Genomic DNA, 22763 nt, shown 5'->3' with positions numbered 1-22763 from the left:
GCAGCGGTACGCGGAACCCGTGCTCCAGGATATCGTCGCAATGAGAGAGCCATTCGCCTGGGCGGGGCGGGTTCGATGATGCCGCGAGGTGCGCCACATGTCTGATCGCAAACCGACGCTTTGGTTATCCATAGCGCCACGCTATCGATCCGTTTGCTGGCTGCGCGGTCGGGCAATTGTCTTTAACATGCTCAGCTGATCACTTATTCAAAAAGGGGCAAATGCCGTGACCGATACCAACCCGCTGCTTCGGGAATTCGACCTGCCGCCTTATTCCGAGATCCGCCCCGAGCACGTCGAGCCGGCGGTGGACGCCGTCCTCGGTGACAACCGTGTCGCCTTGCAGGAACTGCTCAGCCGCCCGGCCGAGAGCCTCGACTGGAGCACTCTAGTCGTCGGCCTGGACGAGATGAACGAGCGCCTCAGCCGCGCCTGGGGGCCGGTCAGCCACCTGAACGCGGTGCGCAACAATGCCGAACTACGCAGCGCCTATGAGGCCTGCCTGCCCAAGCTGTCCGCCTACGCCACTGAACTGGGCCAGAACGCCGAGTTATTCGCCGCCTACCAGGCGCTGTCGCTCAGCCCCGAGGCAGACGGCTTCGATGTCGCCCAGAAGACCATCCTCGAACACGCGCTGCGCGATTTCCGTCTGTCTGGCATCGACCTGCCGCCCGCCGAACAGCAGCGCTTCGGCGCGATCCGCATGAAGCTCGCGGAGCTGGGCAGCACCTTTTCCAACCAGCTGCTCGACGCCACCCAGGCCTGGACCAAGCACGTCACCGATGAAAGCCTGCTGGCCGGCATCACCGATTCGTCCAAGACGCAGATGGCTGAGGCCGCCAAAGCCAAGGAGCTGGATGGCTGGCTCATCAGCCTTGAATTCCCCAGCTACTACGCCGTGATGACTTACGCCGACAACCGTGCGCTGCGTGAAGAGGTCTATGTCGCCTATTCCACCCGCGCGTCCGATCAGGGGCCGAATGCCGGTCAGTTCGACAACGGCCCGGTAATGGAGCAGATCCTCGACCTGCGTCAGGAGCTGGCCAAGCTGCTGGGCTTCGGCAACTACGCGGAGCTGTCGCTGGCCACCAAGATGGCCGAGAGCACCGATCAAGTCCTCGGCTTCCTGCGAGATCTGGCCCAGCGCAGCAAACCCTTCGCCGAGCGTGACCTCAAGGAGCTGCGCGCCTTTGCAGCCGAGCAGGGCGTTACCGACCTGCAGAGCTGGGACGTCAATTACTTCGGCGAAAAGCTGCGTCAGGCGCGCTACAGCCTGAGCCAGGAAGAGCTGCGTGCCTACTTCCCGGTGGACAAGGTGCTGTCCGGCCTGTTCGCCATCGTCAAGCGCCTGTACGGCATCGAGATTCACGAGTTGGAAGACTTCGACAGCTGGCACCCGGACGTTCGCCTGTTCGAAATCCGCGAGAAGGGCGAGCACGTCGGGCGCTTCTTCTTCGACCTCTATGCGCGGCCCAACAAGCGCGGCGGCGCATGGATGGACGGCGCGCGCGACAAGCGTCGTACCTGCCTCGGCACCTTGCAGACTCCAGTGGCCAATCTGGTCTGCAACTTCACCCCGCCGGTTGGCGAGCGCCCGGCGCTGCTGACTCATGATGAAGTGACCACGCTGTTCCACGAGTTTGGCCATGGCCTGCATCACCTGCTGACCCAGGTCGAACATGCCGGCGCCTCGGGCATCAACGGTGTGGCCTGGGACGCGGTTGAGCTGCCAAGCCAGTTCATGGAGAACTGGTGCTGGGAGCCGGAGGGTTTGGCGCTGATCTCCGGTCATTACCAGACCGGCGAGCGCCTGCCGCAGGACAAGCTGGACCAGATGCTGGCGGCAAAGAACTTCCAGTCCGGCCTGGTGATGGTGCGTCAGCTGGAATTCTCGCTGTTCGACTTCGAATTGCACGCCACACACGGCGACGGCCGCAGCGTGCTCGAGGTGCTGGAAAGCATCCGCGACGAGGTTTCGGTGATGCGTCCGCCCGCCAGCAACCGCTTCCCCAACAGCTTCGCGCACATCTTTTCCGGTGGTTATGCGGCCGGTTACTACAGCTACAAATGGGCCGAGGTGCTGTCCTCCGACGCCTTTTCGCGCTTCGAGGAAGAGGGCGTGTTCAACGCTGATACCGGTCGTGCCTTCCGCGATGCCATTCTGGCGCGCGGTGGTTCGCAGGAGCCCATGGTGCTGTTCGTTGACTTCCGCGGCCGCGAGCCGTCCACCGACGCGCTGCTGCGTCATCTAGGCCTGACCGAGGAAGTGGCATGAGCGACGAGCCGAAGGTAACCACCAAGCGCTTCATCGCCGGTGCTGTGTGCCCGGCGTGCAGTGCCAGCGACAGCATCAAGATGTGGGACGTCGACGGCGTTCCCCACCGCGAGTGCGTGGAGTGCGGCTACGCCGACACCCTCAACGCCCAGGGCCAGTCGGTGCCCTCGGAACTGGGGACGCGGGTTAACAAGGCCAAGCCGAAGGCGCCCGATCCGCAGGTGCAGGCGGTACAGTTCTTCCCCAACCCGAAGCTGAAGAAAAAACCCGACTGACAGATTGGAGAATCGCCATGTGGCATATCACCTGTGGCGATCTCGCCGCCGACAGCGTCCGGCAACTGCTGGCCGAGGGCAATGAGGTCCGCATTCTGCGCGACGACTTGGCGGTTGGGCCGCTCGCGGATATCGAATCCCCGCCATGCGCGACGCGAATGGCGTTCTGGGAGGGGGTCTGGCCTGTCGGCTTGGAGCCTCGTCCGGATTTCTCCGGCATTGCCAACGATGCGGAGTGGCTGGCGCGACTGCCCGATCAGCCGCGGCAGATTACGGTCTGGCATGGCGACAGCGCCTCCGAACAGCTGATGTTTGCGCGGGTGGCGGCGGCTCTGGAAGGCTCGGCGATACCGCTGCATGAGGTTGCTTGCGGCACCGGTGACAGCCGAGTCGGCACGCGTATGGCGGTGTCAATGCGTGCACCGGATGCCCTGGCAGCGCTTTATCAGCCGCGCCTCGTCGAGCCCGCCCGCATCGCCGACCTCGCTGGTGAATGGCGGGCCGCCGTCGAAGAGAGCGCAGCGATACGTCGCTGGGTCGACGGGCGTTTCGTCGGTGAAGATCACTCGCGGATCGATAGCGAGCTGCTGTCGGCCTGCGGCAATGACTGGATGCCGCTCGCCCGCGCCATGGCCGAGGTGATGGGCCATTGCGACGGCTTCTTCGCGACTGACCTGTTCCTCTATTGGCGCGCCCGTGAGCTGGCGAAACGTGGTGGCATTGAGCTCAGCGACGGAGCTGAAGCCGAGTACAGCCAGGTGCAGGTGCGCCGCGCTTCAGCCATGTGATGTCCGCCGGTGGGCTTGGGGTTTGCCACCTGACCTAGGGTAGATGCCGCTTTTTACACCCACGATCGCTCCTGCATGAGACATCACCGGTCGCTCGCGGGGCGGTGGAGCGACAAGGCGCGATCCACCCTACGCGACGGGCGGTGCGGCGACATTGGAGAGGCTTTGCCGTATTCTGATACTGTATTCATATACAGTATTTCGGAGCCCTTCATGTTCCCGCCGAAAAGCACGCCGCGCGGCCGCGGCACCGCGATCAACCCGGACAACCGTTTCGCCCCGACCACTAGCGAGGCCTACGACGACGGCTGGGAACAGGACGTGCCGCTGACCCGCGCCACCGAGGTACGGTTCGAGACGGCCAAGAGCGTGCTGACCCGCAACCAGTCGCCGGACGTCGGCTTCGACCGCTCGGTCAATCCCTATCGGGGCTGTGAGCACGGCTGCATCTACTGTTTTGCGAGGCCCAGCCATGCCTATTGGGACATGTCGCCGGGGATCGATTTCGAGACGCGGCTGATCGCCAAGACCAACCTCGCCGAACGCCTCGAGCAGGAGCTGAGCAAGCCGGGCTACGTGCCCCAGCCCATTGCGCTGGGCGTCAACACCGATGCGTATCAACCCATCGAACGCGAACAGCAGCTGACCCGCCGTGCGCTGGAAATCCTGCTGCGCTTCAAGCATCCGGTGCACATCATCACCAAGGGCTCGCTGGTGCTGCGCGATCTGGATCTGCTGGTGCCGCTGGCCGAGCAGCGGCTGGTCAGCGTCTCGGTCAGCCTGACCACGCTGGACGATGAACTCAAGCGCATCATGGAGCCGCGCGCGGCGTCGCCTTCGGCGCGGCTGCGGGTGTTGCGCACCCTGCATGAGGCGGGTGTGCCGGTCAGCGTGATGTGCGCGCCGATGATTCCGATGATCAACGACATGGAGCTGGAGCGCATGCTCGAAGCCGCGCGGGAGGCCGGAGCGCGCTCGGCTGGCTACGTGCTGCTGCGGTTGCCTCACGAAGTCGCCACGCTCTTCGACGAATGGCTGCAGGAGCATTTCCCGCAACGTGCCGCTCACGTCATGAGCCTGGTACGGCAGTCGCGCGGCGGCAAGGATTACGACAGCCGTTTCGGCAGCCGCATGCGTGGAGAAGGACAGTTCGCGCAATTGCTGGCGCAGCGCTTTCAGCTGGCCTGTAAGCGGCTGGGCTACAACCGTCGTGACCAGAACTACGGGCTCGATTGCAGTCGCTTCGCTCCGCCCGGGCAGCAGATGAATCTGCTCTAGTCAGGACCGGGCCGTAGGGCAGTTCACCGGAACTATACGAAGCGCTCAGCGCACCAATCCAGATATCGCTGCGGCGCCGGTATGGTCCGGCGCGCATTCGCGTCTGGAGGCAAGGTGGACTGGATCGATCTTCTGCAATGGCCGGCAATGGTGGTCACGGTGTTGGCAGCGTGGCTGATCGGCTCGCTCAAACCGCAACGGCGAACGGTGGGGTTCTGGTGCTTCCTGCTCAGCAACCTGCTCTGGGTCATCTGGGGCTGGTATGCCGAGGCCTGGGCGTTGATCACGCTGCAGGTGTGTCTGGCGCTGATGAACATTCGAGGCGTGAAGAAGAACGACCACGACGCCGCACAGGCCGAGGCAAGCCCAGGCACCTGATTAATTGCCAGTCCGGGTTCGCTGTCTATACTCCGATCGTAAGCGTACCGATTGAATCCGACTGCGCGTGCAAAGCGAGGACTGGCAACCAGGAATTGGGGGGAGCCAGATCGGAGCGTGGTCAGGCTGTCGTAGCGAGCGTTTTGCGCTGCTCTGCAGCCGGACAGGCGGTCGGCGGGATAACAAGAACCATAAGGGGAACCCGCAATGTCGCGACATCCACGAGCCTGGATGGGGATTGGATTGTGTTCGCTATTCGGTCAGGCCCACGGGGCCTGGGACTTGAATATGCGTTCCGGTGCCACAGACGTCAGTCGTTCCGTTTTCGATCTGCACATGACCATCTTCTGGATCTGCGTGATCATCGGCGTGCTGGTGTTCGCGGTGATGTTCTGGTCGATGTTCGCCCACCGCCGCTCCAAGCGGCTGCAATCGGCGCACTTCCACGAAAACACCAAGGTCGAGGTGCTCTGGACCATCATTCCGTTGCTGATCCTCGTCGCCATGGCGGTACCGGCGACCCGCACGCTGATCCACATCTACGACTCCAGCGAATCGGACGTGGATATCCAGATCACCGGCTATCAGTGGAAGTGGCACTACAAGTACCTGGGGGAAGACGTCGAGTTCTTCAGCAACCTCACCACCCCGCGTGAACAGATCAACAACTTGGCGCCCAAGGGCGAGCACTACCTGCTGGAAGTGGACGAGCCGCTGGTGATTCCAGTCGGCGCCAAGGTGCGCTTCCTGATTACTGCGGCAGACGTCATCCATTCCTGGTGGGTGCCAGATCTGGCGGTGAAGAAGGATGCCATTCCGGGTTTCATCAACGAGTCCTGGACCCGAGTCGACCAGCCTGGCATCTACCGGGGCCAGTGCACCGAGCTGTGCGGCAAGGACCACGGCTTCATGCCGGTGGTGGTGGAGGTTAAATCCCAGGAGGACTACGCCACTTGGCTCGGCGAGAAGAAGGCCGAAGCTGCCAAGCTCGCCGAACTCACCAGCAAGGAGTGGACGCTCGAAGAGCTGACCGCTCGTGGCGAGAAGGTCTACCAGACCAACTGTGCCGCCTGTCACCAGGCTTCAGGCGAAGGGCTGCCGCCGATGTTCCCGGCACTCAAGGGCTCGCCCATCGCCACAGGTGATGCGGAAAACCACATCAGCATCGTTGTGAAAGGCTCACCGGGTACCTCGATGCCGGCCTTCGGCCCGCAGCTGTCGGAAGTCGACATCGCCGCAGTGGTGACCTACGAGCGTCACGCGTGGGGCAACGATACGGGTGACATGGTCACGCCGAAAGACGTGCTCGTCTTCAAACAGGCCGAAGAAGCCACCCAGTAAGAGGATCAGGCGATGAGTGCAGTGATCGACGATCATGGTCATGCCGGGCATGACCATCACCACGGCCCGGCCAAGGGGCTCTCACGCTGGCTGCTGACCACCAATCATAAGGACATCGGCTCGATGTACCTGTGGTTCAGCTTCTGCGCCTTCCTGCTGGGCGGCTCGATGGCGATGGTCATCCGCGCCGAACTGTTCCAGCCGGGCTTGCAGATCGTGCAGCCGGAATTCTTTAACCAGATGACCACCATGCACGGCCTGATCATGGTCTTCGGCGCGGTGATGCCGGCCTTCGTCGGCCTGGCCAACTGGATGATCCCGCTGATGATCGGCGCGCCGGACATGGCCCTGCCGCGGATGAACAACTTCAGTTTCTGGCTGTTGCCCGCCGCGTTCGGGTTGCTGGTTTCGACCCTGTTCATGGAGGGCGGCGGGCCGAACTTCGGCTGGACCTTCTATGCGCCGCTTTCGACCACCTATGCGCCTGAGTCGGTGACCTTTTTCATCTTTGCCATTCACCTGATGGGCATCAGTTCGATCATGGGGGCGATCAACGTTGTCGCGACCATCCTCAACCTGCGTGCACCGGGCATGACGCTGATGAAGATGCCGCTGTTCGTCTGGACATGGCTTATTACCGCCTTCTTGCTGATTGCGGTAATGCCGGTGCTGGCGGGCGTGGTAACGATGATGCTGATGGACATCCACTTCGGAACCAGCTTCTTCAGCGCCGCCGGCGGTGGTGATCCGGTGCTGTTCCAGCACGTGTTCTGGTTCTTCGGCCATCCCGAGGTGTACATCATGATCCTGCCGGCATTCGGCGCGGTCAGCTCGATCATCCCGGCGTTTTCGCGCAAGCCGTTGTTCGGCTACACCTCGATGGTCTATGCCACAGCGGCGATCGCCTTCCTCTCGTTCATCGTCTGGTCGCACCACATGTTTACCGTTGGCATCCCGCTGACCGGCGAGCTGTTCTTCATGTACGCGACCATGCTGATCGCGGTGCCCACTGGCGTGAAGGTGTTTAACTGGGTGGCGACCATGTGGCGAGGCTCACTGACCTTCGAGGCGCCGATGCTGTTTGCGGTGGCCTTCGTCATCCTGTTCACCATTGGCGGCTTCTCCGGGCTGATGCTGGCCATCGCCCCGGCGGACTTCCAATATCACGACACCTACTTCGTGGTGGCGCACTTCCACTACGTGCTGGTGCCCGGTGCGATCTTCGGCATCTTCGCTTCGGCCTACTACTGGTTGCCTAAGTGGACCGGGCACATGTACGACGAGACCCTGGCCAAGCTGCATTTCTGGATGAGCTTCATCGGCATGAACCTGGCGTTCTTCCCGATGCACTTCGTTGGGCTAGCTGGCATGCCGCGGCGGATCCCGGACTACAACATGATGTTCGCCAACTTCAACATGGTTTCGAGCATCGGCGCGTTCATGTTCGGCGCAACCCAACTGCTGTTCCTGTTCATCGTCATCAAGTGCATCCGCGGCGGCCCGGCTGCCGCAGCCAAGCCCTGGGATGGCGCCGAGGGGCTGGAGTGGAGCGTGCCGTCACCGGCGCCGTACCACACCTTCAGCGTGCCGCCTTCGGTAGAAGAGCTGCACGAGCATCGGACGGGCCCCAAGCATGATTAGGGCACAAGCCGCTAAAGGCTGGAGGCCGGAGGCTGGGCTTCGGGTGGCCTCGACGGGCTGCGCCGTGGCTATCGGACGCGTGGTAGGTAGTGCCGTTGGTGGGCTGAAGCCCACCCTACATGGCGCCTGGCATTACCAGGAACCTGGAGGGGCCGGTCAGCGCTCCGCTTCAGCACGCCATAGCGACCCGGTAGGGTGGGCTTCAGCCCACCGGAGTGGTTGCAATCAAAGTGAGCTACACCCGGCGCGTGTCGAAAAACACTGTGCGAGGAGCGTGCGATGAGCGATTCCTTGCCCATACCCCGTCTGGTTCGACGCCTGCTGCTGGTGGTCGTAGCGATGTTCGCCTTCGGCTTCGCCCTGGTGCCGATCTACGACGTCATGTGCAAGGCGTTCGGCATCAACGGCAAGACGGCGGGGGCCTACCAAGGGGTGCAGGCAGTGGATGAAGACCGCGAGGTGCGGGTTCAATTCCTGGCCACCAATGCGTCAGGGATGGTCTGGGAATTCAAGCCGGTGGCTGACCAGCTGAGCGTTCATCCCGGCTCCAGCCGTGAAATGCGCTTCATCGCCTACAACCCGACGGACAAACCGATGACTGCCCAGGCGGTGCCCAGCGTGTCGCCGTCCAAGGCCGCGGCATTTTTTCACAAGACCGAATGCTTCTGCTTTACCCAGCAAGTGCTGCAACCCGGTGAGCGCATCGAAATGCCGGTGCGTTTCATCGTCGACCGTGATCTGCCTGCGGATGTGCGTCACCTGACGCTCGCTTACACCCTGTTCGACATCACGTCTCGCCAACCTCCCGTCGCCGTTCTTTCCCAGGCGTCTTTGGTGGTGGCCAAGGAGAGTCTGCAATGAGCCAACAGACCACCACGCACGAGAATTATTACGTCCCCGCCCAGAGCAAATGGCCAATCGTCGGGACCGTGGCGCTGCTGACCACGGTGTTTGGCCTGGGCAGCTGGTTCAATGACCTCAAGGCCGGTCGCGACGAGATCAGCGGGCCGGTGATCTTTTTCGTCGGCGCGCTGTTGATCGCTTACATGATGTTCGGCTGGTTCGGCGCGGTAGTGCGAGAAGGCCGCGCCGGCCTGTACAGCCCGCAGATGGATCGCTCGTTCCGCTGGGGAATGAGCTGGTTCATCTTTTCCGAGGTGATGTTCTTTCTCGCCTTCTTTGGCGTGCTGTTCTACATCCGCTACTGGGTCGGCCCCTGGCTCGACGGTGACGGTGACAAGGGCGTCAGCGCCATGCTCTGGCCGAACTTCGAGTACAGCTGGCCGCTGCTGAACAACCCGGACCCGAGGTTCTACCCCGCGCCGTCCGGCACCATCAGCCCCTGGGGGCTGCCGCTGATCAACACCATCCTGCTGGTGACGTCCAGCTTCACCCTGACATGGGCTCATCACGCCCTGCGCAAGGGCAACCGCAAGCAGCTCAAGCTTGGGCTGGGCCTGACCGTGCTGCTGGGTGCGGCCTTCCTGGTCCTGCAGATCGAGGAGTACATCCACGCCTATACCGAGCTTGGACTGACGCTGGGCTCGGGCATCTACGGCGCAACCTTCTTCATGCTCACGGGCTTCCATGGCGCCCACGTGACCATGGGCGCGATCATCCTGACGGTCATGCTGGTGCGCAGCTTTCGTGGCCATTTCACACCTGAGCAGCATTTCGGTTTCGAGGCTGCAGCCTGGTACTGGCATTTCGTGGATGTGGTGTGGATTGGCCTGTTCGTCTTCGTTTACGTGATCTAGCGCGATCAGGCGCCAAAACCGGGCTGCAACTGCCCGCTATAAAAGCCCCATGCGATCAGGGCGACAGTCATTGCGGTGAGGGAGACACGAACGAAGAGGGCCGTGAGCACACGTGATGTGCGGCCCTCATCCTTGACGAGAAAGAACAGACCACTGAACAGACTGACCAGTGTGGCTACTAATAACAGAACAATCGCCGCCTTGAGCATGAGCGGGTCCGCCGTGACAGGTGACTGGGGGTAAGTGGGGGTGCAGTATAGCCAGCCGGATCAATACGCCGCGGGGCCGGGTATGAGCGGCTTCAAGCCGGGCGTCATACCTACACTTGTGGTGCTGTGCCTGTTGCCATTTCTGGTCTGGCTGGGTTTCTGGCAGCTGGAACGCGCCGACCAGAAGCGCGACATGCTGGCGCGTCAGGAGGCACGCGAAGCCGCAGCGCCATTGGGGCCGGAGCAGATCGAAACTCTCCAGGACCCCGCCTACGCGCGCATTAACTTGCAGGGCAGCTTCGACGCGGAGCACAGCTTCCTGCTGGATAGCCGCACCCGCGACGGCCGAGTCGGCGTCGAACTGTTGCAGCCGTTTCAGGATCAGCCCAGCGGCCGTTGGGTGCTGGTCAACCGCGGCTGGCTGCCCTGGCCGGACCGGCGCATCCCACCGAAATTCGACACCCCGGATCGTCCGCTGAAGCTGTCCGCGTGGGTGTACGCGCCGTCAGGCGAGCCGTTCATTCTCAACCGACGCATGGCCGAAGGCTGGCCGCGGCTGATCAACCACGTCGAGGTCGAGGACATCTGGCAGTTGCTCGACCGTGACGGCATCAAATACCAGCTGCGGCTGGAACCGGGCCCGGCAGCGTATCGCGCCGATTGGCCGGTGACCTTCATGCAGCCGCAGCAGCACGTCGGCTATGCAGTGCAATGGTTTGCGCTGGCAGCGGCATTGCTGGCGTTGTTCATCTACTTCGGCGTGCATCAGGCACGGGGGAGCAAGCAGTGACCGCGATGAATCCGACCTACAAGCCTGCACCAGCGCAACGGCGCCGGGGGCGTTTGCAACTGCTGCTGATCTTCGCCGTTGTGATTGGCCCCATGCTGCTGGCAAGCGCGATGTACCGCTTCGGTTTCTGGGTGCCTGAAACCCGCACCTATGACGGCGCCCTGGTCGCTACTGGGCAAGGCCGCGACGCCCTGGGTATCAACGCGCCGGTCGCCGCCGAGCCGCGCTGGGAACTGCTGGTTACGGCGCCGGATGGCTGCGCCGAAGACTGCCAGCAGCTGGTCTATCTGGCGCGGCAAATCAACATCGGCCTGGCCCGCGAAGCCGGTCGGGCCAGCCACGCCATCGCCAGTGCTCAGCCTCTAGCGGCCGATTACGCCCAGCGTTTGCAGCGCGAGTATCCACAGCTGCAACGCTACTCCCTGGATCCCAACGTATACGGCACAAATCCTGATCTACCGGATGGCGCACAGCTGTGGATTGTCGACCCGCACGGCAATCTGGTGCTGCGCTATGACAGCAAAGCCAATGGCAAGGCGATCCTCGACGACCTCAAGTACCTGCTGAAAATTTCCCAGATCGGTTGATCCAAGGCACTCGGCCGCCTCGCTGGAGTCCCAAAGAGGTCGCTCAAGGAGAACCAGATGGCAAAACCCGGCTACCGCCTCGCCCTTGTCGCCACGCTATTGGCTGTAGTGGTGGTGCTGCTCGGCGCCTATACACGGCTGACCCATGCCGGCTTGGGCTGCCCGGACTGGCCCGGTTGCTACGGGTTTCTCAGCGTGCCCATGAGCGAAGACAAGCAAAGCCTGGCCGCGATGCGCTTCCCGGATGCCCCGCTGGAGGTACATAAGGGCTGGAACGAGATGGTGCACCGTTATTTCGCCGGTGCGCTGGGGCTGGTCATCCTTGGGCTCGCAGTGCAGGCGCTACGCCGCCGCGCCGCGCCGGGACAGCCGCTCAAACTTCCCTTGCTGCTGCTCGCTGTTGTTATCGCTCAGGCCGCATTCGGCATGTGGACCGTCACCCTGCAACTCTGGCCGCAGGTGGTCACGGCGCATCTGTTGGGCGGCTTCACTACCCTGAGCCTGCTGTTCCTGCTGACGCTGCGCCTTTCCGGCCGGCAGCCGGCGATGCCGAGTGTGCCGGGCAGGCTCAGAACCTTTGCGTTGATCGGCATGCTCGCGGTGATCATCCAAGTGGCCCTCGGCGGCTGGGTCAGCAGTAACTATGCGGCGGTGGCTTGCACGGATTTCCCTACCTGTCACGGCCAGTGGTGGCCGGAGATGGATTTCGCCAACGCCTTCAACATGACCCATCACGATATTGGCCCGAACTATCTCGGCGGCATGCTTTATGGCGAGGCGCGTACCGCCATCCACCTGACACACCGACTCGGTGCGCTCACGGTGACGCTGATTCTGCTGGCGCTTGCCTGGCAGCTCTGGCGCCACGGCCTGCCGCGTCTGGCCGGGCTACTTGTCGCCGCCCTGGCCCTGCAAATCGGGCTGGGCATCAGCAACGTGCTGCTCAATCTCCCGCTGGCCGTTGCGGTTGCCCATAACGGCGGCGGCGCGCTGCTGCTCCTGGTGACCGTGCTGATCAACCATCGCATGCGTCTACACCCGACAGTTGCCACCGCAGCGGCGCCTCAGTCGCGCCTGAATTCGAACACGACGAGCAGGCTCGACCTGCCTCGCGCATAAGGAGAACTCCCATGGCCACTCTTATCAGCGAACGCGGCGCCCAGGCCATCTGGCGCGACTATCTGGAGCTGACCAAACCAAAGGTAGTGGTCCTGATGCTCATCACCTCATTAGTGGGCATGTTTCTCGCGACGCGCTCCGGTGTGCCCTGGACCGTTCTGTTGTTCGGCAACCTCGGCATCGCCCTCTGTGCCGGTGGCGCGGCGGCGATCAATCATGTGGTGGACCGCCGCATCGACCTGGAAATGGCGCGCACCCACAAACGGCCGCTGGCACAAGGGCGGGTCGCGCCAGCCGCTGCGTTGCTGTTCGCCCTGGTGCTCAGCGTCGCCGGAATGGCCCTGCTATTGACCTTTACCAATGCACTGGCCGCCTGGCTGACCCTGGCCTCGCTGATCGGCTACGCGGTGATCTATACCGGTTTTCTCAAGCGCGCCACGCCGCAGAACATCGTCATCGGCGGCTTGGCCGGCGCCGCGCCGCCGCTGCTTGGCTGGGTCGCGGTGACTGGTCAGGTGACGGCCGAACCGCTGCTGCTGGTCCTGATCATCTTTGCCTGGACACCGCCGCACTTCTGGGCGCTGGCGATTCATCGCAAGGACGAGTACGCCAAGGTCAACGTGCCGATGCTGCCGGTGACCCATGGCGAGCACTACACCAAAGTGCACATCCTCCTGTACACCGCGATGCTCCTGGCCGTGAGTGTCATGCCTTTTGCCATTCACATGAGCGGCCCGCTGTACCTGGTCGCGGCCGTACTGCTAGGCGCGCGCTTCCTGTTCTGGGCCGTGGTGCTCTATCGCGACAGCCGCCCCCATGCCGCCATCAAGACCTTCAGATTCAGCATCTGGTACCTGTTTGCGCTGTTCATCGCCTTGCTGGTTGATCATTATCTGCCGCTGACCTTCTAAGCCGGCCGCCAAGGACCTTCATGACACGCATCCAGAAAACCGTAATTGTTCTAGTGGCGCTGGTTGCGCTGGTCATCGGCCTGACGGTCTACAAGGTGCTCAACACCGAGCAGCAACTCGATACCGCCGACCTGCTCGACGCCGGCATCGTCATGCTGCCTCAGGGCCGCGATGTGCCCAACCTGACGCTGACCAACCAGGACGGCGAGCCGGTATCCATGGAGCAGCTGGAGGGACGTTGGAACCTGCTGTTTTTCGGCTACACCTTCTGCCCGGACATCTGCCCCGCGACGCTCGCGGAACTGCGGCAGCTGCGCACTAAACTGCCGGAAGACGCGAAACAGCGGATGCAACCGGTTCTGGTCAGCGTCGATCCCGAGCGAGACACGCCGGAACAGCTGAAGAAGTACCTGGAATACTTTGGTGCCGGCTTCATCGGCCTGACCGGCTCGCTGGACGACATCCAGGAACTCGCCAATGCCGTCGGCGTACCCTTCATCCCTGCCGATACCTCGAAAGAGGACTACACCGTCGACCACGGCGGCAACCTCGCCCTGATCGGCCCCGACGGCCGTCTGCGCGGTTTCGTCCGCGGGCCGCTGCGTACCGAGAAGCTGGCTGAGCAGCTGCCGGCCGTGCTTGCACTGGAGTAACGGTTAACCTCGGCTCAGGAGCGGTTAAACACCACCCTGATTTGCCGTTGCTAGAAACAAGAAGGCCCGCACGTGGCGGGCCTGTCTCAAGTGCAAAGGGGCAGCGCTGTGCGCCGCTCCTCCTGCCGTCGCGCTTAGAACGCCGGTACGACGGCGCCCTTGTACTTCTCATTGATGAACTGCTTCACCTCTTCGCTGTGCAGCGCTTCAATCAGCTTCTGCATGGCGGCGCTGTCCTTGTTGTCCGGACGGGCGACCAGGATGTTCACGTACGGCGAGTCGTTGCCTTCGATGAACAGGGCGTCTTCGGTGGGGTTCAGCTTGGCTTCCAGGGCGTAATTCGTGTTGATCAGCGCCAGGTCGACCTGGGTCAGCACCCGTGGCAGGGTGGCGGCTTCCAGCTCACGAATCTTGATGTTCTTCGGGTTTTCGGCGATGTCCTTCGGCGTGGCGGTGATGCCGGCGCCGTCCTTCAGCGTGATCACATCGGCCTTCTGCAGCAGCAGCAGGGCGCGGCCGCCATTGGTCGCGTCGTTGGGGATCACCACGGTTGCGCCATTGGGCAGCTCGTCCAGCGACTTGTGTTTGCTCGAGTAGGCGCCGAAGGGCTCGATGTGCACGCCAGCAACGCTGACCAGTTCGGTGCCCTTGCCCTTGTTGAACTCATCCAGGTACGGCTGGTGCTGGAAGAAGTTGGCGTCCAGGCGTTTCTCGGACACTTGGATGTTCGGCTGCACGTAGTCGGTGAAGACTTTCACCTTCAGATCGACGCCCTGTTCGGCCAACTGGGGTTTGACGAATTCGAGGATTTCCGCGTGTGGAACAGCCGTGGCAGCGACGTTCAGTTCGTCGGCGGCTTGGGCGGAGAAAGCCGCGATAGCGGCAAAGGCGGCAAGCAGTTTTTTCATGGAGGGCTCCTTGTGGGTTCCTGTATCGGTGCCGGTTAGGCAGTTATTTTCTTGAAAAATGCGTTACCAACTTGTCACCGACGCTCTGCAGTACCTGGACCAGGACCAGCAGCAGCACCACGGTGACGACCATGACGTCGGTCTGGAAGCGTTGATAACCGAAGCGGATGGCCAGATCGCCGAGCCCGCCCGCACCCACCACGCCAGCCATGGCGGTGTAGGACACCAAGGTGATGGCGGTGACGGTTACGGCAGCAATAATGCCTGGGCGAGCCTCGGGCAGCAGCGCATTGAAGATGATTTGCCGGGTGGTGGCACCCATCGCCTGGGTGGCCTCGATGATGCCCCGGTCGACTTCGCGCAAAGCCGTTTCCACCAGTCGCGCAAAGAACGGCGCGGCACCCACCACCAGTGGTGGAATCGCCCCCGCCACGCCCAACGAGGTGCCAGTGACCAGCACTGTGAACGGAATCATCACGATCAGCAGGATGATGAACGGCAATGAGCGCAGCACGTTCACCACGAAGGACAGAAAGCCGTACAGCGGGCCGTTCTCGAATAGTTGGCGCGGGCCGGTGAGGAATAGCAGCACGCCCAGCGGCAGGCCGAGGATTATGGTGAACAGCAGCGACCCGCCGAGCATCAGCAGGGTGTCCAAGGTTGCCAGCCAGATTTCGTACCAGTCGACATTCCCCAACAAAGAGCTAAACAAGGCGTCCATCAGCGCAGTACCTCCACGTGAACATCGGCGGCATCCAGCTGGGCCAGGGCAGCACCCATGTCGCCCCCTACCAGCGCCAGGGTCAGCTGGCCGTAGGGGGTGTCCTTGATGCGGTCGATGCGTCCCGAGAGGATGCTGAAATCCACACCGGTCTCCCGGGCGACGGTGCCGAGCAGCGGCTTGTAGGTGGCTTCACCCTGGAAGGTCAGGCGCAGAATCCGGCCGGGGACATGGGCAAAATCATCGTGCTGCTCGCCTTCGTCGACCGCTTCGTCTTCAAGGACGAATCGTTGCGTGGTCGGATGCTTCGGGTGCAGGAATACCTCGGTGACCGGTCCCTGTTCGACAATCTCACCGCCATCCATCACCGCGACGCGGTCACAGACACGGCGGATCACATCCATCTCGTGAGTAATCAACACGATGGTCAATCTCAGCTCGGCATTGATCTCGGCGAGCAGCTGTAGCACCGAGGCAGTGGTCTGCGGGTCGAGAGCACTGGTGGCTTCGTCGCAGAGCAGAATGTCCGGCTCGGTCGCCAGCGCGCGGGCGATACCGACGCGCTGTTTCTGGCCGCCCGACAACTGCGCCGGGTACTTGCGCGCCTGATCTTTCAGCCCGACGCGTTCGAGCAGGGCGGCGACCCGGCTGTCGATCTCGCTGCGTGAGTGGTTACCGGCTAGGCGCAGCGGCATGGCGACGTTATCGGCCACGGTCTTGGACATCAGCAGGTTGAAGTGCTGGAAGATCATCCCGACCCGCTGACGGAAGCGGCGCAGGCCGTTGGCGTCGAGCGCCGTAACGTCTTCTCCGTTAACCAGGATGCGGCCACCGGATGGTTCTTCCAGACGGTTGATCAGGCGCAGCAAGGTGCTCTTGCCTGCACCGGAATGGCCAATCAGGCCGAACACTTCGCCTGCACCGATGGTGAGTTCGGTCGGCTTGAGCGCAGGCACTTCTCGAGCAGTGCCCCGGCCGGCAACCCGATAGGTTTTGTGGACTTGCTGAAATTCGATCACGGGCGAACCTTGTGGGTGCGGTCGTATGTGCCTGGATGGTGGCGAAAGGCGTGCATTCTACGCGTTTGCAGCACCTGGGCGTAGCGAACTGCCGCGATTGAGGTAAGCCATCGGTGCGATAGCGGGAGCTAATCGACGTAAGGCGCAACCTTGAGAGGCTTTATAGGGTCACTAACCGGTATGCCGTGAATTGATGCATCCGGCCCAGATCGGTCAGGTCCCTTCGCGGTTAGGCACATACGCACAACCGAGGCCCAAGATGACGGACAACAAAGATCCAAAACACAGCGAAGTTGCCGGTACCGACACCGTTGACCGCAAGAACCACAACGCCAAGCTCGACCAGCTCGAGGGCGCACGCAGCGACGCCACCGGTGAAGCGTTGACCACCAACCAGGGCGTCAAGATCGCTGATAACCAGAACACGCTGAGGGCAGGCGAACGGGGACCCTCGCTGCTCGAAGACTTCATCATGCGCGAGAAGCTGACCCACTTCGACCACGAGCGCATCCCCGAGCGCATCGTGCACGCCCGCGGCTCGGCGGCCCATGGTGTGTTTGTCAGCTATGACGACCACAGCACGCTGACCAAGGCTTCGTTCCTTGCCGGCAAGGGCAAGGAAACCCCGGTGTTCGTGCGCTTTTCCACCGTGCAGGGCTCGCGCGGCTCGGCCGATACCGTGCGTGACGTGCGCGGTTTCGCCACCAAGTTTTATACCGACGAAGGCATCTTCGACCTGGTCGGCAACAACATGCCGGTGTTCTTCATTCAGGATGCGATCAAGTTTCCCGACTTCGTGCATGCGGTCAAACCCGAGCCGCACAATGAGATCCCACAGGGCCAGTCGGCCCATGACAGCTTCTGGGACTTCGTTTCACTGACCCCCGAGTCGGCGCATATGGTCATCTGGGCCATGTCCGACCGCGGCATCCCGCGTAGCCTGCGTGCCATGGAAGGGTTCGGCGTGCACACCTTCCGCCTGATCAATGCCGAGGGTACTAGCCGCTTCGTCAAATTCCATTGGAAGCCTGTAGCTGGCGCCTTCTCGCTGGTCTGGGACGAGACGCTAAAGCTCGCCGGCAAGGACCCGGACTTCAACCGCCGCGATCTTTGGGAATCCATCGAGATGGGCGACTATTTCGAGTGGGAACTGGGTGTACAGGTGGTGGAAGAGGCCGACGAGCACAAGTTCGATTTCGACCTGCTCGACCCGACCAAGATCATTCCGGAAGAGCTGGTGCCCGTGCAAAAGCTCGGCAAGATGACCCTCAACCGCAACCCGGACAACTTCTTCGCCGAAACCGAGCAGGCCGCCTTCCACATCGGCCACATCGTGCCCGGCATCGATTTCACCAACGATCCGCTGCTGCAGGGCCGGCTGTTTTCCTACACCGATACCCAATTGCTGCGTCTGGGCGGGCCGAACTTCCACGAGATCCCGATCAACCGCTCGATTGCGCCGGTGCACAACAACCAGCGCGATGCGTTTCACCGGCAGACGATCAACAAGGGCCGCGCCAACTACGAGCCCAACTCCATCGACGGCGGCTGGCCGAAAGAAACCCCGCCAGCAGCCAGCGGTGGCGGGTTCGAGAGCTATCCGGAGCGCATGGAAGGGCACAAGGTACGGGTGCGCAGCCCTTCGTTCGGCGATCACTTCTCCCAGGCGACCTTGTTCTGGAACAGCATGAGCGCCCCGGAGAAGGAGCACATCATCGGCGCCTATAGCTTCGAGTTGGGCAAGGTCGAGCGCGTCTTCATCCGCGAGCGTCAGGTCAACGAGATTCTGGCCAATATCGATCTGGAACTGGCTCGCCGGGTCGCTGAAAACATCGGCGTCACGCCGCCGACCGCGCCGACCATCAGCCTCAAGCAGCCGAACCCGGCCAGCTCACCTGCGCTGAGCCTGATGAATCACCTATCCGGCAACATCAAGTCGCGCAAAGTGGCCATCCTTATCGCCAACGGTGTGGACGGTAAGGCTATCGAGGCTTTCAAGCAGAAGCTGGCAGACGAGGGTGCAATCGCCAAACTGATCGGTCCGTCACCGGCTCCGGTCAAGGCGGCAGACGGCACGATGCTCACGCCTGATGCGGCGATGGATGGCATGCCCTCGATCGCCTTCGACGCGGTCTTCGTCCCGGGTGGCGCGCAGAGCGTGCAGGCCATGGCCAAGAATGGCGTGGCTAAGCACTACCTGCTCGAGGCCTACAAGCACCTCAAGCCCATCGCGGTACTGGGCGAGGCGCGGCAGTTGCTCACTGCGCTCAACCTGCCGGAGGATGCCGGTCTGGTGACCGGTGATGACGGTGATGTGGCTAGGGTATTCACGGCGTTCGCCCAGGCCCTGGCGCAGCATCGTATCTGGGCGCGCGAGGCGGCTGCGGAGCAGGTTCCGGCCTGATCGTAGCGGCATGTCCAGAGGCGGTTCGGTTATTCCGAGCCGCCTTTTTTATGCCTGGAGGGCTGCGTGTCAGCTCAGCTCGCGCCAGTGCAGGTAGCAGCGCAAGTCAAATTCGGTCTGCGCGTAACCCGGCATCATGTGTTCGCAGAGCTTGTAGAAGGCGCGGTTGTGATCGCTCTCGCGCAGGTGCGCCAGCTCATGCACGACGATCATCTGCAGGAATTCCGGCGCCGCTTCCTTGAACAGCGCAGCGACGCGGATCTCCTTCTTCGCCTTCAGCTTGCCGCCTTGCACACGTGAAACGGCGGTGTGCAGGCCCAGCGCGCGATGGGTGAGGTCGAGGCGGTTGTCGTAGAGCACCTTGTCAATGTTCGGCGCGCTTTTCAGATGGCTCTGGCGCAGCTGCTGCACATAGCCGTACAGCGCCTTGTCGCTTTGTACCTGATGACGTTGCGGGTAGCGGCGCTCTAGGTAGTCGCCCAGACGCTTCTCGTCGATCATCTGGCGAACCTGCTGCTGCAATGATTCAGGGTAACCCTGCAGGTATTTGAGCATGGCCGGCGCAACAGTCATCGCGTTAGGCCCTACGCGGCCAGGCAAAGCTGAGCAGAAATATCGCGGCCGCCGAGACGACAATAGACGGGCCGGCCGGCGTGTCCTGATACCAGGACAATGCAAGCCCGCAGCAGACCGCCAGCAGTCCCAGCAGGCTGGCACCCAAGGCCATCTGCTCCGGCGTGCGTGCATGGCGCTGGGCGGCAGCGGCCGGAATGATCAGCAGTGAGGTGATCAGCAGCACACCGACGATCTTCATCGCTACGGCAATCACCATCGCGATCAACAACATCAGGGCCAGGCGGATGGCTGCCACCGGCAAGCCTTCTACCTTGGCCAGTTCCTCGTGCACGGTAACCGCTAGTAAGGGTCGCCATAGCGGGATGAGCGCCAGCAGCACCAGGGCGCTGCCACCGACGATCCAGGCCAGATCGGTCGGGCTGACGGCCAGCAGATCGCCGAATAGATAACCCATCAGGTCGATGCGCACGTCCTGCATGAAGCTCAGCGACACCAGTCCGAGCGACAGCGTGCTATGGGCGAGAATGCCCAGCAGGGTGTCCGAGGCCAGCGGCTGGCGCTGCTGCAAGGTCACCAGCAGCACCGCCAGTAGTACGCAGCAAACGATGACCGCCAGGGTCAGGTTGACCTCCAGCATCAAACCCAGCGCCACGCCTAGCAGCGCGGAATGCGAGAGGGTGTCACCAAAATAGGCCATGCGGCGCCAGACCACGAAGGAGCCAAGCGGGCCGGCGACCAGTGCCAGGGCGAGGCCGGCGAGCAGGGCATTGAGAAGAAAATCTGGCATGTCGATCAGTGCTTGCAATCCGGGCCGTGGACGTGAGGTTTGCCAGTGACCACGCTGCCGTGCAGGTCGTGGCTGTGGTCGTGCTGATGGTGATAGACCGCCAGGCTGCGCGCGTCCTGGCCGAACAGTTCGACGAACGCTGGGTCAGCGCTGACCTGTTCCGGGTGGCCGGAGCAACAGACGTGGCGATTCAGGCAGACCACCTGATCCGTGGCGCTCATCACCAGATGCAGGTCGTGGGACACCATCAGCACGCCGCAGCCGTAGCGCTCGCGCAATCGCCCGATCAGCCGGTAGAGCTCGGCCTGGCCGGCCACATCGACACCTTGAACCGGCTCGTCCAGCACCAGCAGCTCCGGTTCACGGAGCAGCGCCCGGGCCAGTAGCACCCGTTGCATCTCGCCGCCGGAAACCGATTGCAGCGGACTGTCGATCACGTGCTCGGCGCCCACCTCGTTAAGCGCCGACAGCACCGCGGCTCTGTCCACTCCCGGAACCAGACGCAGAAAGCGCAGTACGGACAGGGGCAGGGTCGGGTCGACGTTAAGCTTCTGCGGCATGTAGCCGACGCGCAGCTTGGGTTTGCGCCAGACGGTACCGCTGTCCGGCTTGAGCAGGCCGAGCACGGCGCGCACCAGAGTGGTCTTGCCGGCGCCATTGGGGCCGATCAGGGTCACGATCTCGCCCCGATGGACCTGCAGCTGAGCGCCTTCGAGCACCGCCTGGTTAGCGAAGCGGACATGAATATCGTCCAGGCGGATCAACGCTTCGTTCATGCCGCGTTCCTGCATGGGGCGCATAGACCAACGACCTCGACCGTCTCGCCCTCGACTTGGAAACCGACGCTGTGCGCGGCCTGGTTGATGGCCTCGCTGATGGCAGGTCGCTCAAGCTCAATGGCGGTGTGGCAGTTGCGGCAGATAAGGAACTGGCCCTGGTGCGGGTGTTCAGGGTGATTGCAGCCAATGAATGCGTTGAGTGAGGCGATGCGGTGCACCAGCCCGTTCTCAAGCAGGAAATCCAGCGCGCGGTAAACGGTGGGCGGCGCGGCGCGGCGGCCATCCTGGGCCGTCAGCTCGGCGAGGATGTCATAGGCGCCGAGCGGCTTGTGGCTCTGCCAGACCAGCTCCAGTACGCGTTTGCGCAGGGCGGTCAGGCGCACACCGGAACGTTCGCAGAGGAGGTCGGCTTCGGCCAGTGCATGGCTGACGCAGTGGTTGTGGTCGTGGGGCGTGCAGGCCAGCGGAGACTTGGGCATGAGCGAGACGATGTGGTTGAGAGACGTTATTATGTTACCCATTCAGTTCAATCGAGTGTTGCCCGTGTTTCGTCTTTTTTCGATACCGCTTCTAGTGACCGCGAGCCTTTTCAGCAGCGCCCAGGCCCATGCCGAGATCGAGGTGCTGACCAGCATCAAGCCGCTGCAGCTGATCGCCGCTGCCGTTCAGGGCGGTGTCGGCAAGCCTGCCGTTCTGTTGCCGCCGGGTGCCTCGCCCCACCATTACGCCATGCGCCCGTCCGACGTACGGCAGATTCGCAGCGCCGATCTGTTCTACTGGATCGGCCCGGACATGGAAGGTTTTCTCGCGCCGGTGCTGGAGGGCCGCAAGCGGCCGAGCGTGGCGATACAGTCGCTGCCCGGACTGACCCTGCGCCACTTCGGCGACGCAGCCGGCGAGCACGAGGCCGAGCATGATCGTCACGACGAGCATGCACACGAGGCGCACGGCGAGCACTCCGAGCAGGTACATGATGAACATGACGACCACGCTCATGAAGCCGCCGCCCACGACGAACACGACCATGCCCACCGCCCCGGCAGCCTGGACGCGCACCTCTGGTTGTTGCCCGCCAATGCGGTGACCATCGCCGAGGGCATGGCGCAGGACATGGCCAAGGCCGACCCGGCCAACGCCGAGCGCTACAGAGCCAACCTGGCCGCATTCAAGCAGCGGCTGGATGCGCTCGATAAGCGGCTCAGCCAGCGCTTGAGCGAAACCCGAACCAAGCCGTTCTTCGTCTTCCATGAAGCCTTCGATTATTTCGAAGCCGCTTATGGGATCAAACACGCCGGCGTATTCAGCGCCGGTGGCGAAGCCCAGCCCGGCGCGCGGCATGTTGCCGCCATGCGAGAGCGTCTGGAACAGGCCGGCCCGAGCTGCGTGTTCTACGAGCCACCGGTTCGTCCGCGTCTGGCGGATAGTCTGATCCGGGGACTGCCAGTGAAGGTCACCGAGCTGGACGCGCTGGGTCATGGCATCGACGCCTCGGCGGGCGGCTACGAGCAGTTGATCGATAACCTCGGTCGCTCGCTGGCGGAATGTCTGGAATCGCTCTGACTCTCGG

24 protein-coding genes are annotated in these 22763 nt (G+C 62.7%); 16 read left to right on the top strand and 8 right to left on the bottom strand.

The features are described 5' to 3' along the window. Window positions 1–226: 226 nt before the first annotated feature. The 9 genes from prlC to ACQKEK_RS18225 all read left to right on the top strand — a co-directional run bounded on the left by prlC (window position 227) and on the right by ACQKEK_RS18225 (window position 9733). Complete coding sequence (prlC, locus tag ACQKEK_RS18265) at window positions 227–2275, top strand: oligopeptidase A (RefSeq protein WP_499144043.1); 2049 nt, start codon at window positions 227–229, stop codon at window positions 2273–2275. After that, on the top strand, window positions 2272–2550 hold the full coding sequence (locus tag ACQKEK_RS18260; protein WP_499144044.1) for a YheV family putative zinc ribbon protein: 279 nt from the start codon (window positions 2272–2274) through the stop codon (window positions 2548–2550). The genes prlC and ACQKEK_RS18260 overlap by 4 nt, the downstream gene beginning before the upstream one ends. A 17-nt stretch (window positions 2551–2567) precedes the next feature. Next, window positions 2568–3338 (top strand): DUF1835 domain-containing protein, encoded by a 771-nt coding sequence (locus ACQKEK_RS18255; RefSeq protein WP_499144045.1) that lies wholly within the window; start codon window positions 2568–2570, stop codon window positions 3336–3338. A 213-nt stretch (window positions 3339–3551) separates the two neighbouring features. Next, entirely contained in the window at window positions 3552–4616 is a 1065-nt protein-coding gene (locus ACQKEK_RS18250) for a PA0069 family radical SAM protein (protein ID WP_064481157.1), read from the top strand. Between the two features lie 81 nt (window positions 4617–4697). Beyond that, entirely contained in the window at window positions 4698–4994 is a 297-nt protein-coding gene (locus tag ACQKEK_RS18245) for a hypothetical protein (protein ID WP_413818142.1), read from the top strand. A 207-nt stretch (window positions 4995–5201) separates the two neighbouring features. Continuing rightward, window positions 5202–6335 carry a cytochrome c oxidase subunit II gene (gene coxB, locus ACQKEK_RS18240; protein WP_045422800.1) on the top strand — a complete coding sequence of 378 codons (1134 nt, stop codon included), beginning with the start codon at window positions 5202–5204 and terminating at the stop codon, window positions 6333–6335. Window positions 6336–6347: 12 nt separating this feature from the next. Beyond that, window positions 6348–7976: a cytochrome c oxidase subunit I gene (ctaD, locus tag ACQKEK_RS18235; RefSeq protein ID WP_128119738.1), complete on the top strand. Its 1629-nt coding sequence runs from the start codon at window positions 6348–6350 to the stop codon at window positions 7974–7976. Window positions 7977–8255: 279 nt separating this feature from the next. Beyond that, window positions 8256–8837 (top strand): cytochrome c oxidase assembly protein, encoded by a 582-nt coding sequence (locus ACQKEK_RS18230; protein WP_499144046.1) that lies wholly within the window; start codon window positions 8256–8258, stop codon window positions 8835–8837. Then, window positions 8834–9733 (top strand): cytochrome c oxidase subunit 3, encoded by a 900-nt coding sequence (locus ACQKEK_RS18225; RefSeq protein ID WP_128119736.1) that lies wholly within the window; start codon window positions 8834–8836, stop codon window positions 9731–9733. Before ACQKEK_RS18230 ends, ACQKEK_RS18225 begins: the two co-directional genes overlap by 4 nt. A 5-nt stretch (window positions 9734–9738) precedes the next feature. Here the strand turns inward: ACQKEK_RS18225 and ACQKEK_RS18220 are convergent, their stop codons facing one another. Further along, window positions 9739–9942 (bottom strand): twin transmembrane helix small protein, encoded by a 204-nt coding sequence (locus ACQKEK_RS18220; RefSeq protein WP_045422792.1) that lies wholly within the window; start codon window positions 9940–9942, stop codon window positions 9739–9741. A gap of 82 nt (window positions 9943–10024) precedes the next feature. Between ACQKEK_RS18220 and ACQKEK_RS18215 the strand changes: the two genes are divergently transcribed. From ACQKEK_RS18215 to ACQKEK_RS18195, 5 genes are read left to right on the top strand one after another with little or no spacing between them, the layout of a single operon-like run. Continuing rightward, a complete protein-coding gene (locus ACQKEK_RS18215) occupies window positions 10025–10732 on the top strand; it encodes an SURF1 family protein (RefSeq protein ID WP_045422790.1) in 708 nt (235 codons plus the stop codon). Window positions 10733–10737: 5 nt separating this feature from the next. After that, the gene (locus ACQKEK_RS18210; RefSeq protein ID WP_499144095.1) at window positions 10738–11319 is read left to right on the top strand and encodes a PA_0111/PP_0108 family redox-active disulfide protein; all 582 of its coding nucleotides are present in this window, start codon (window positions 10738–10740) and stop codon (window positions 11317–11319) included. Window positions 11320–11376: 57 nt separating this feature from the next. Continuing rightward, window positions 11377–12438 (top strand): COX15/CtaA family protein, encoded by a 1062-nt coding sequence (locus tag ACQKEK_RS18205; protein WP_499144047.1) that lies wholly within the window; start codon window positions 11377–11379, stop codon window positions 12436–12438. An 11-nt stretch (window positions 12439–12449) separates the two neighbouring features. Continuing rightward, window positions 12450–13349 carry a heme o synthase gene (cyoE, locus tag ACQKEK_RS18200; protein WP_499144048.1) on the top strand — a complete coding sequence of 300 codons (900 nt, stop codon included), beginning with the start codon at window positions 12450–12452 and terminating at the stop codon, window positions 13347–13349. A gap of 20 nt (window positions 13350–13369) precedes the next feature. After that, window positions 13370–14002, top strand: coding sequence for an SCO family protein (locus tag ACQKEK_RS18195; RefSeq protein ID WP_463308817.1), 633 nt, complete (start codon window positions 13370–13372; stop codon window positions 14000–14002). A gap of 134 nt (window positions 14003–14136) precedes the next feature. On the opposite strand, the gene ACQKEK_RS18190 is transcribed toward ACQKEK_RS18195, so the two are convergent. From ACQKEK_RS18190 to ACQKEK_RS18180, 3 genes are read right to left on the bottom strand one after another with little or no spacing between them, the layout of a single operon-like run. After that, entirely contained in the window at window positions 14137–14910 is a 774-nt protein-coding gene (locus ACQKEK_RS18190) for a MetQ/NlpA family ABC transporter substrate-binding protein (protein WP_499144049.1), read from the bottom strand. A gap of 43 nt (window positions 14911–14953) precedes the next feature. Further along, a complete protein-coding gene (locus ACQKEK_RS18185) occupies window positions 14954–15631 on the bottom strand; it encodes a methionine ABC transporter permease (protein WP_045422780.1) in 678 nt (225 codons plus the stop codon). Continuing rightward, entirely contained in the window at window positions 15631–16650 is a 1020-nt protein-coding gene (locus tag ACQKEK_RS18180) for a methionine ABC transporter ATP-binding protein (RefSeq protein ID WP_128119728.1), read from the bottom strand. The genes ACQKEK_RS18185 and ACQKEK_RS18180 overlap by 1 nt, the downstream gene beginning before the upstream one ends. A gap of 259 nt (window positions 16651–16909) precedes the next feature. Here ACQKEK_RS18180 and katE point away from each other — a divergent pair, with 259 nt between their 5' ends. After that, entirely contained in the window at window positions 16910–19054 is a 2145-nt protein-coding gene (gene katE, locus ACQKEK_RS18175) for a catalase HPII (RefSeq protein WP_499144050.1), read from the top strand. Window positions 19055–19123: 69 nt separating this feature from the next. On the opposite strand, the gene ACQKEK_RS18170 is transcribed toward katE, so the two are convergent. Genes ACQKEK_RS18170 through ACQKEK_RS18155 form a run of 4 tightly spaced genes read right to left on the bottom strand, consistent with a single transcriptional unit; the run spans window position 19124 to window position 21717 of the window. Beyond that, window positions 19124–19627: a M48 family metallopeptidase gene (locus ACQKEK_RS18170; RefSeq protein ID WP_241509071.1), complete on the bottom strand. Its 504-nt coding sequence runs from the start codon at window positions 19625–19627 to the stop codon at window positions 19124–19126. A gap of 4 nt (window positions 19628–19631) precedes the next feature. Then, a complete protein-coding gene (znuB, locus tag ACQKEK_RS18165) occupies window positions 19632–20417 on the bottom strand; it encodes a zinc ABC transporter permease subunit ZnuB (protein ID WP_046163573.1) in 786 nt (261 codons plus the stop codon). A gap of 5 nt (window positions 20418–20422) precedes the next feature. Continuing rightward, window positions 20423–21193: a zinc ABC transporter ATP-binding protein ZnuC gene (gene znuC, locus ACQKEK_RS18160; RefSeq protein WP_499144051.1), complete on the bottom strand. Its 771-nt coding sequence runs from the start codon at window positions 21191–21193 to the stop codon at window positions 20423–20425. Beyond that, window positions 21190–21717: a Fur family transcriptional regulator gene (locus ACQKEK_RS18155; RefSeq protein WP_234463452.1), complete on the bottom strand. Its 528-nt coding sequence runs from the start codon at window positions 21715–21717 to the stop codon at window positions 21190–21192. The genes znuC and ACQKEK_RS18155 overlap by 4 nt, the downstream gene beginning before the upstream one ends. A gap of 22 nt (window positions 21718–21739) precedes the next feature. Between ACQKEK_RS18155 and ACQKEK_RS18150 the strand changes: the two genes are divergently transcribed. Then, a complete protein-coding gene (locus tag ACQKEK_RS18150; protein WP_499144052.1) occupies window positions 21740–22756 on the top strand; it encodes a zinc ABC transporter substrate-binding protein in 1017 nt (338 codons plus the stop codon). Window positions 22757–22763 lie beyond the last annotated feature (7 nt).

It is taken from the genome of Pseudomonas sp. NPDC077408 (assembly GCF_050269105.1).
Taxonomy (GTDB): Bacteria; Pseudomonadota; Gammaproteobacteria; order Pseudomonadales; family Pseudomonadaceae; genus Stutzerimonas.
Note: the sequence above shows the minus strand (reverse complement) of the source record. Positions and strands in the feature narration are given on the sequence as shown.

Coding starts and splice junctions, on each gene's coding strand:
- ACQKEK_RS18255 (WP_499144045.1), top strand. CDS start 2,568: ATGTGGCATATCACCTGTGGCGATCTCGCCGCCGACAGCGTCCGGCAA.
- ACQKEK_RS18205 (WP_499144047.1), top strand. CDS start 11,377: ATGGCAAAACCCGGCTACCGCCTCGCCCTTGTCGCCACGCTATTGGCT.
- ACQKEK_RS18245 (WP_413818142.1), top strand. CDS start 4,698: ATGGTCCGGCGCGCATTCGCGTCTGGAGGCAAGGTGGACTGGATCGAT.
- ACQKEK_RS18185 (WP_045422780.1), bottom strand. CDS start 15,631: ATGGACGCCTTGTTTAGCTCTTTGTTGGGGAATGTCGACTGGTACGAA.
- ACQKEK_RS18260 (WP_499144044.1), top strand. CDS start 2,272: ATGAGCGACGAGCCGAAGGTAACCACCAAGCGCTTCATCGCCGGTGCT.
- cyoE (WP_499144048.1), top strand. CDS start 12,450: ATGGCCACTCTTATCAGCGAACGCGGCGCCCAGGCCATCTGGCGCGAC.
- ACQKEK_RS18170 (WP_241509071.1), bottom strand. CDS start 19,627: ATGACTGTTGCGCCGGCCATGCTCAAATACCTGCAGGGTTACCCTGAA.
- ACQKEK_RS18210 (WP_499144095.1), top strand. CDS start 10,738: ATGAATCCGACCTACAAGCCTGCACCAGCGCAACGGCGCCGGGGGCGT.
- ACQKEK_RS18250 (WP_064481157.1), top strand. CDS start 3,552: ATGTTCCCGCCGAAAAGCACGCCGCGCGGCCGCGGCACCGCGATCAAC.
- katE (WP_499144050.1), top strand. CDS start 16,910: ATGACGGACAACAAAGATCCAAAACACAGCGAAGTTGCCGGTACCGAC.
- ACQKEK_RS18220 (WP_045422792.1), bottom strand. CDS start 9,942: ATGCTCAAGGCGGCGATTGTTCTGTTATTAGTAGCCACACTGGTCAGT.
- ACQKEK_RS18225 (WP_128119736.1), top strand. CDS start 8,834: ATGAGCCAACAGACCACCACGCACGAGAATTATTACGTCCCCGCCCAG.
- ACQKEK_RS18195 (WP_463308817.1), top strand. CDS start 13,370: ATGACACGCATCCAGAAAACCGTAATTGTTCTAGTGGCGCTGGTTGCG.
- ACQKEK_RS18190 (WP_499144049.1), bottom strand. CDS start 14,910: ATGAAAAAACTGCTTGCCGCCTTTGCCGCTATCGCGGCTTTCTCCGCC.
- coxB (WP_045422800.1), top strand. CDS start 5,202: ATGTCGCGACATCCACGAGCCTGGATGGGGATTGGATTGTGTTCGCTA.
- znuB (WP_046163573.1), bottom strand. CDS start 20,417: ATGCCAGATTTTCTTCTCAATGCCCTGCTCGCCGGCCTCGCCCTGGCA.
- znuC (WP_499144051.1), bottom strand. CDS start 21,193: ATGAACGAAGCGTTGATCCGCCTGGACGATATTCATGTCCGCTTCGCT.
- ACQKEK_RS18155 (WP_234463452.1), bottom strand. CDS start 21,717: ATGGGTAACATAATAACGTCTCTCAACCACATCGTCTCGCTCATGCCC.
- ctaD (WP_128119738.1), top strand. CDS start 6,348: ATGAGTGCAGTGATCGACGATCATGGTCATGCCGGGCATGACCATCAC.
- ACQKEK_RS18230 (WP_499144046.1), top strand. CDS start 8,256: ATGAGCGATTCCTTGCCCATACCCCGTCTGGTTCGACGCCTGCTGCTG.
- ACQKEK_RS18215 (WP_045422790.1), top strand. CDS start 10,025: ATGAGCGGCTTCAAGCCGGGCGTCATACCTACACTTGTGGTGCTGTGC.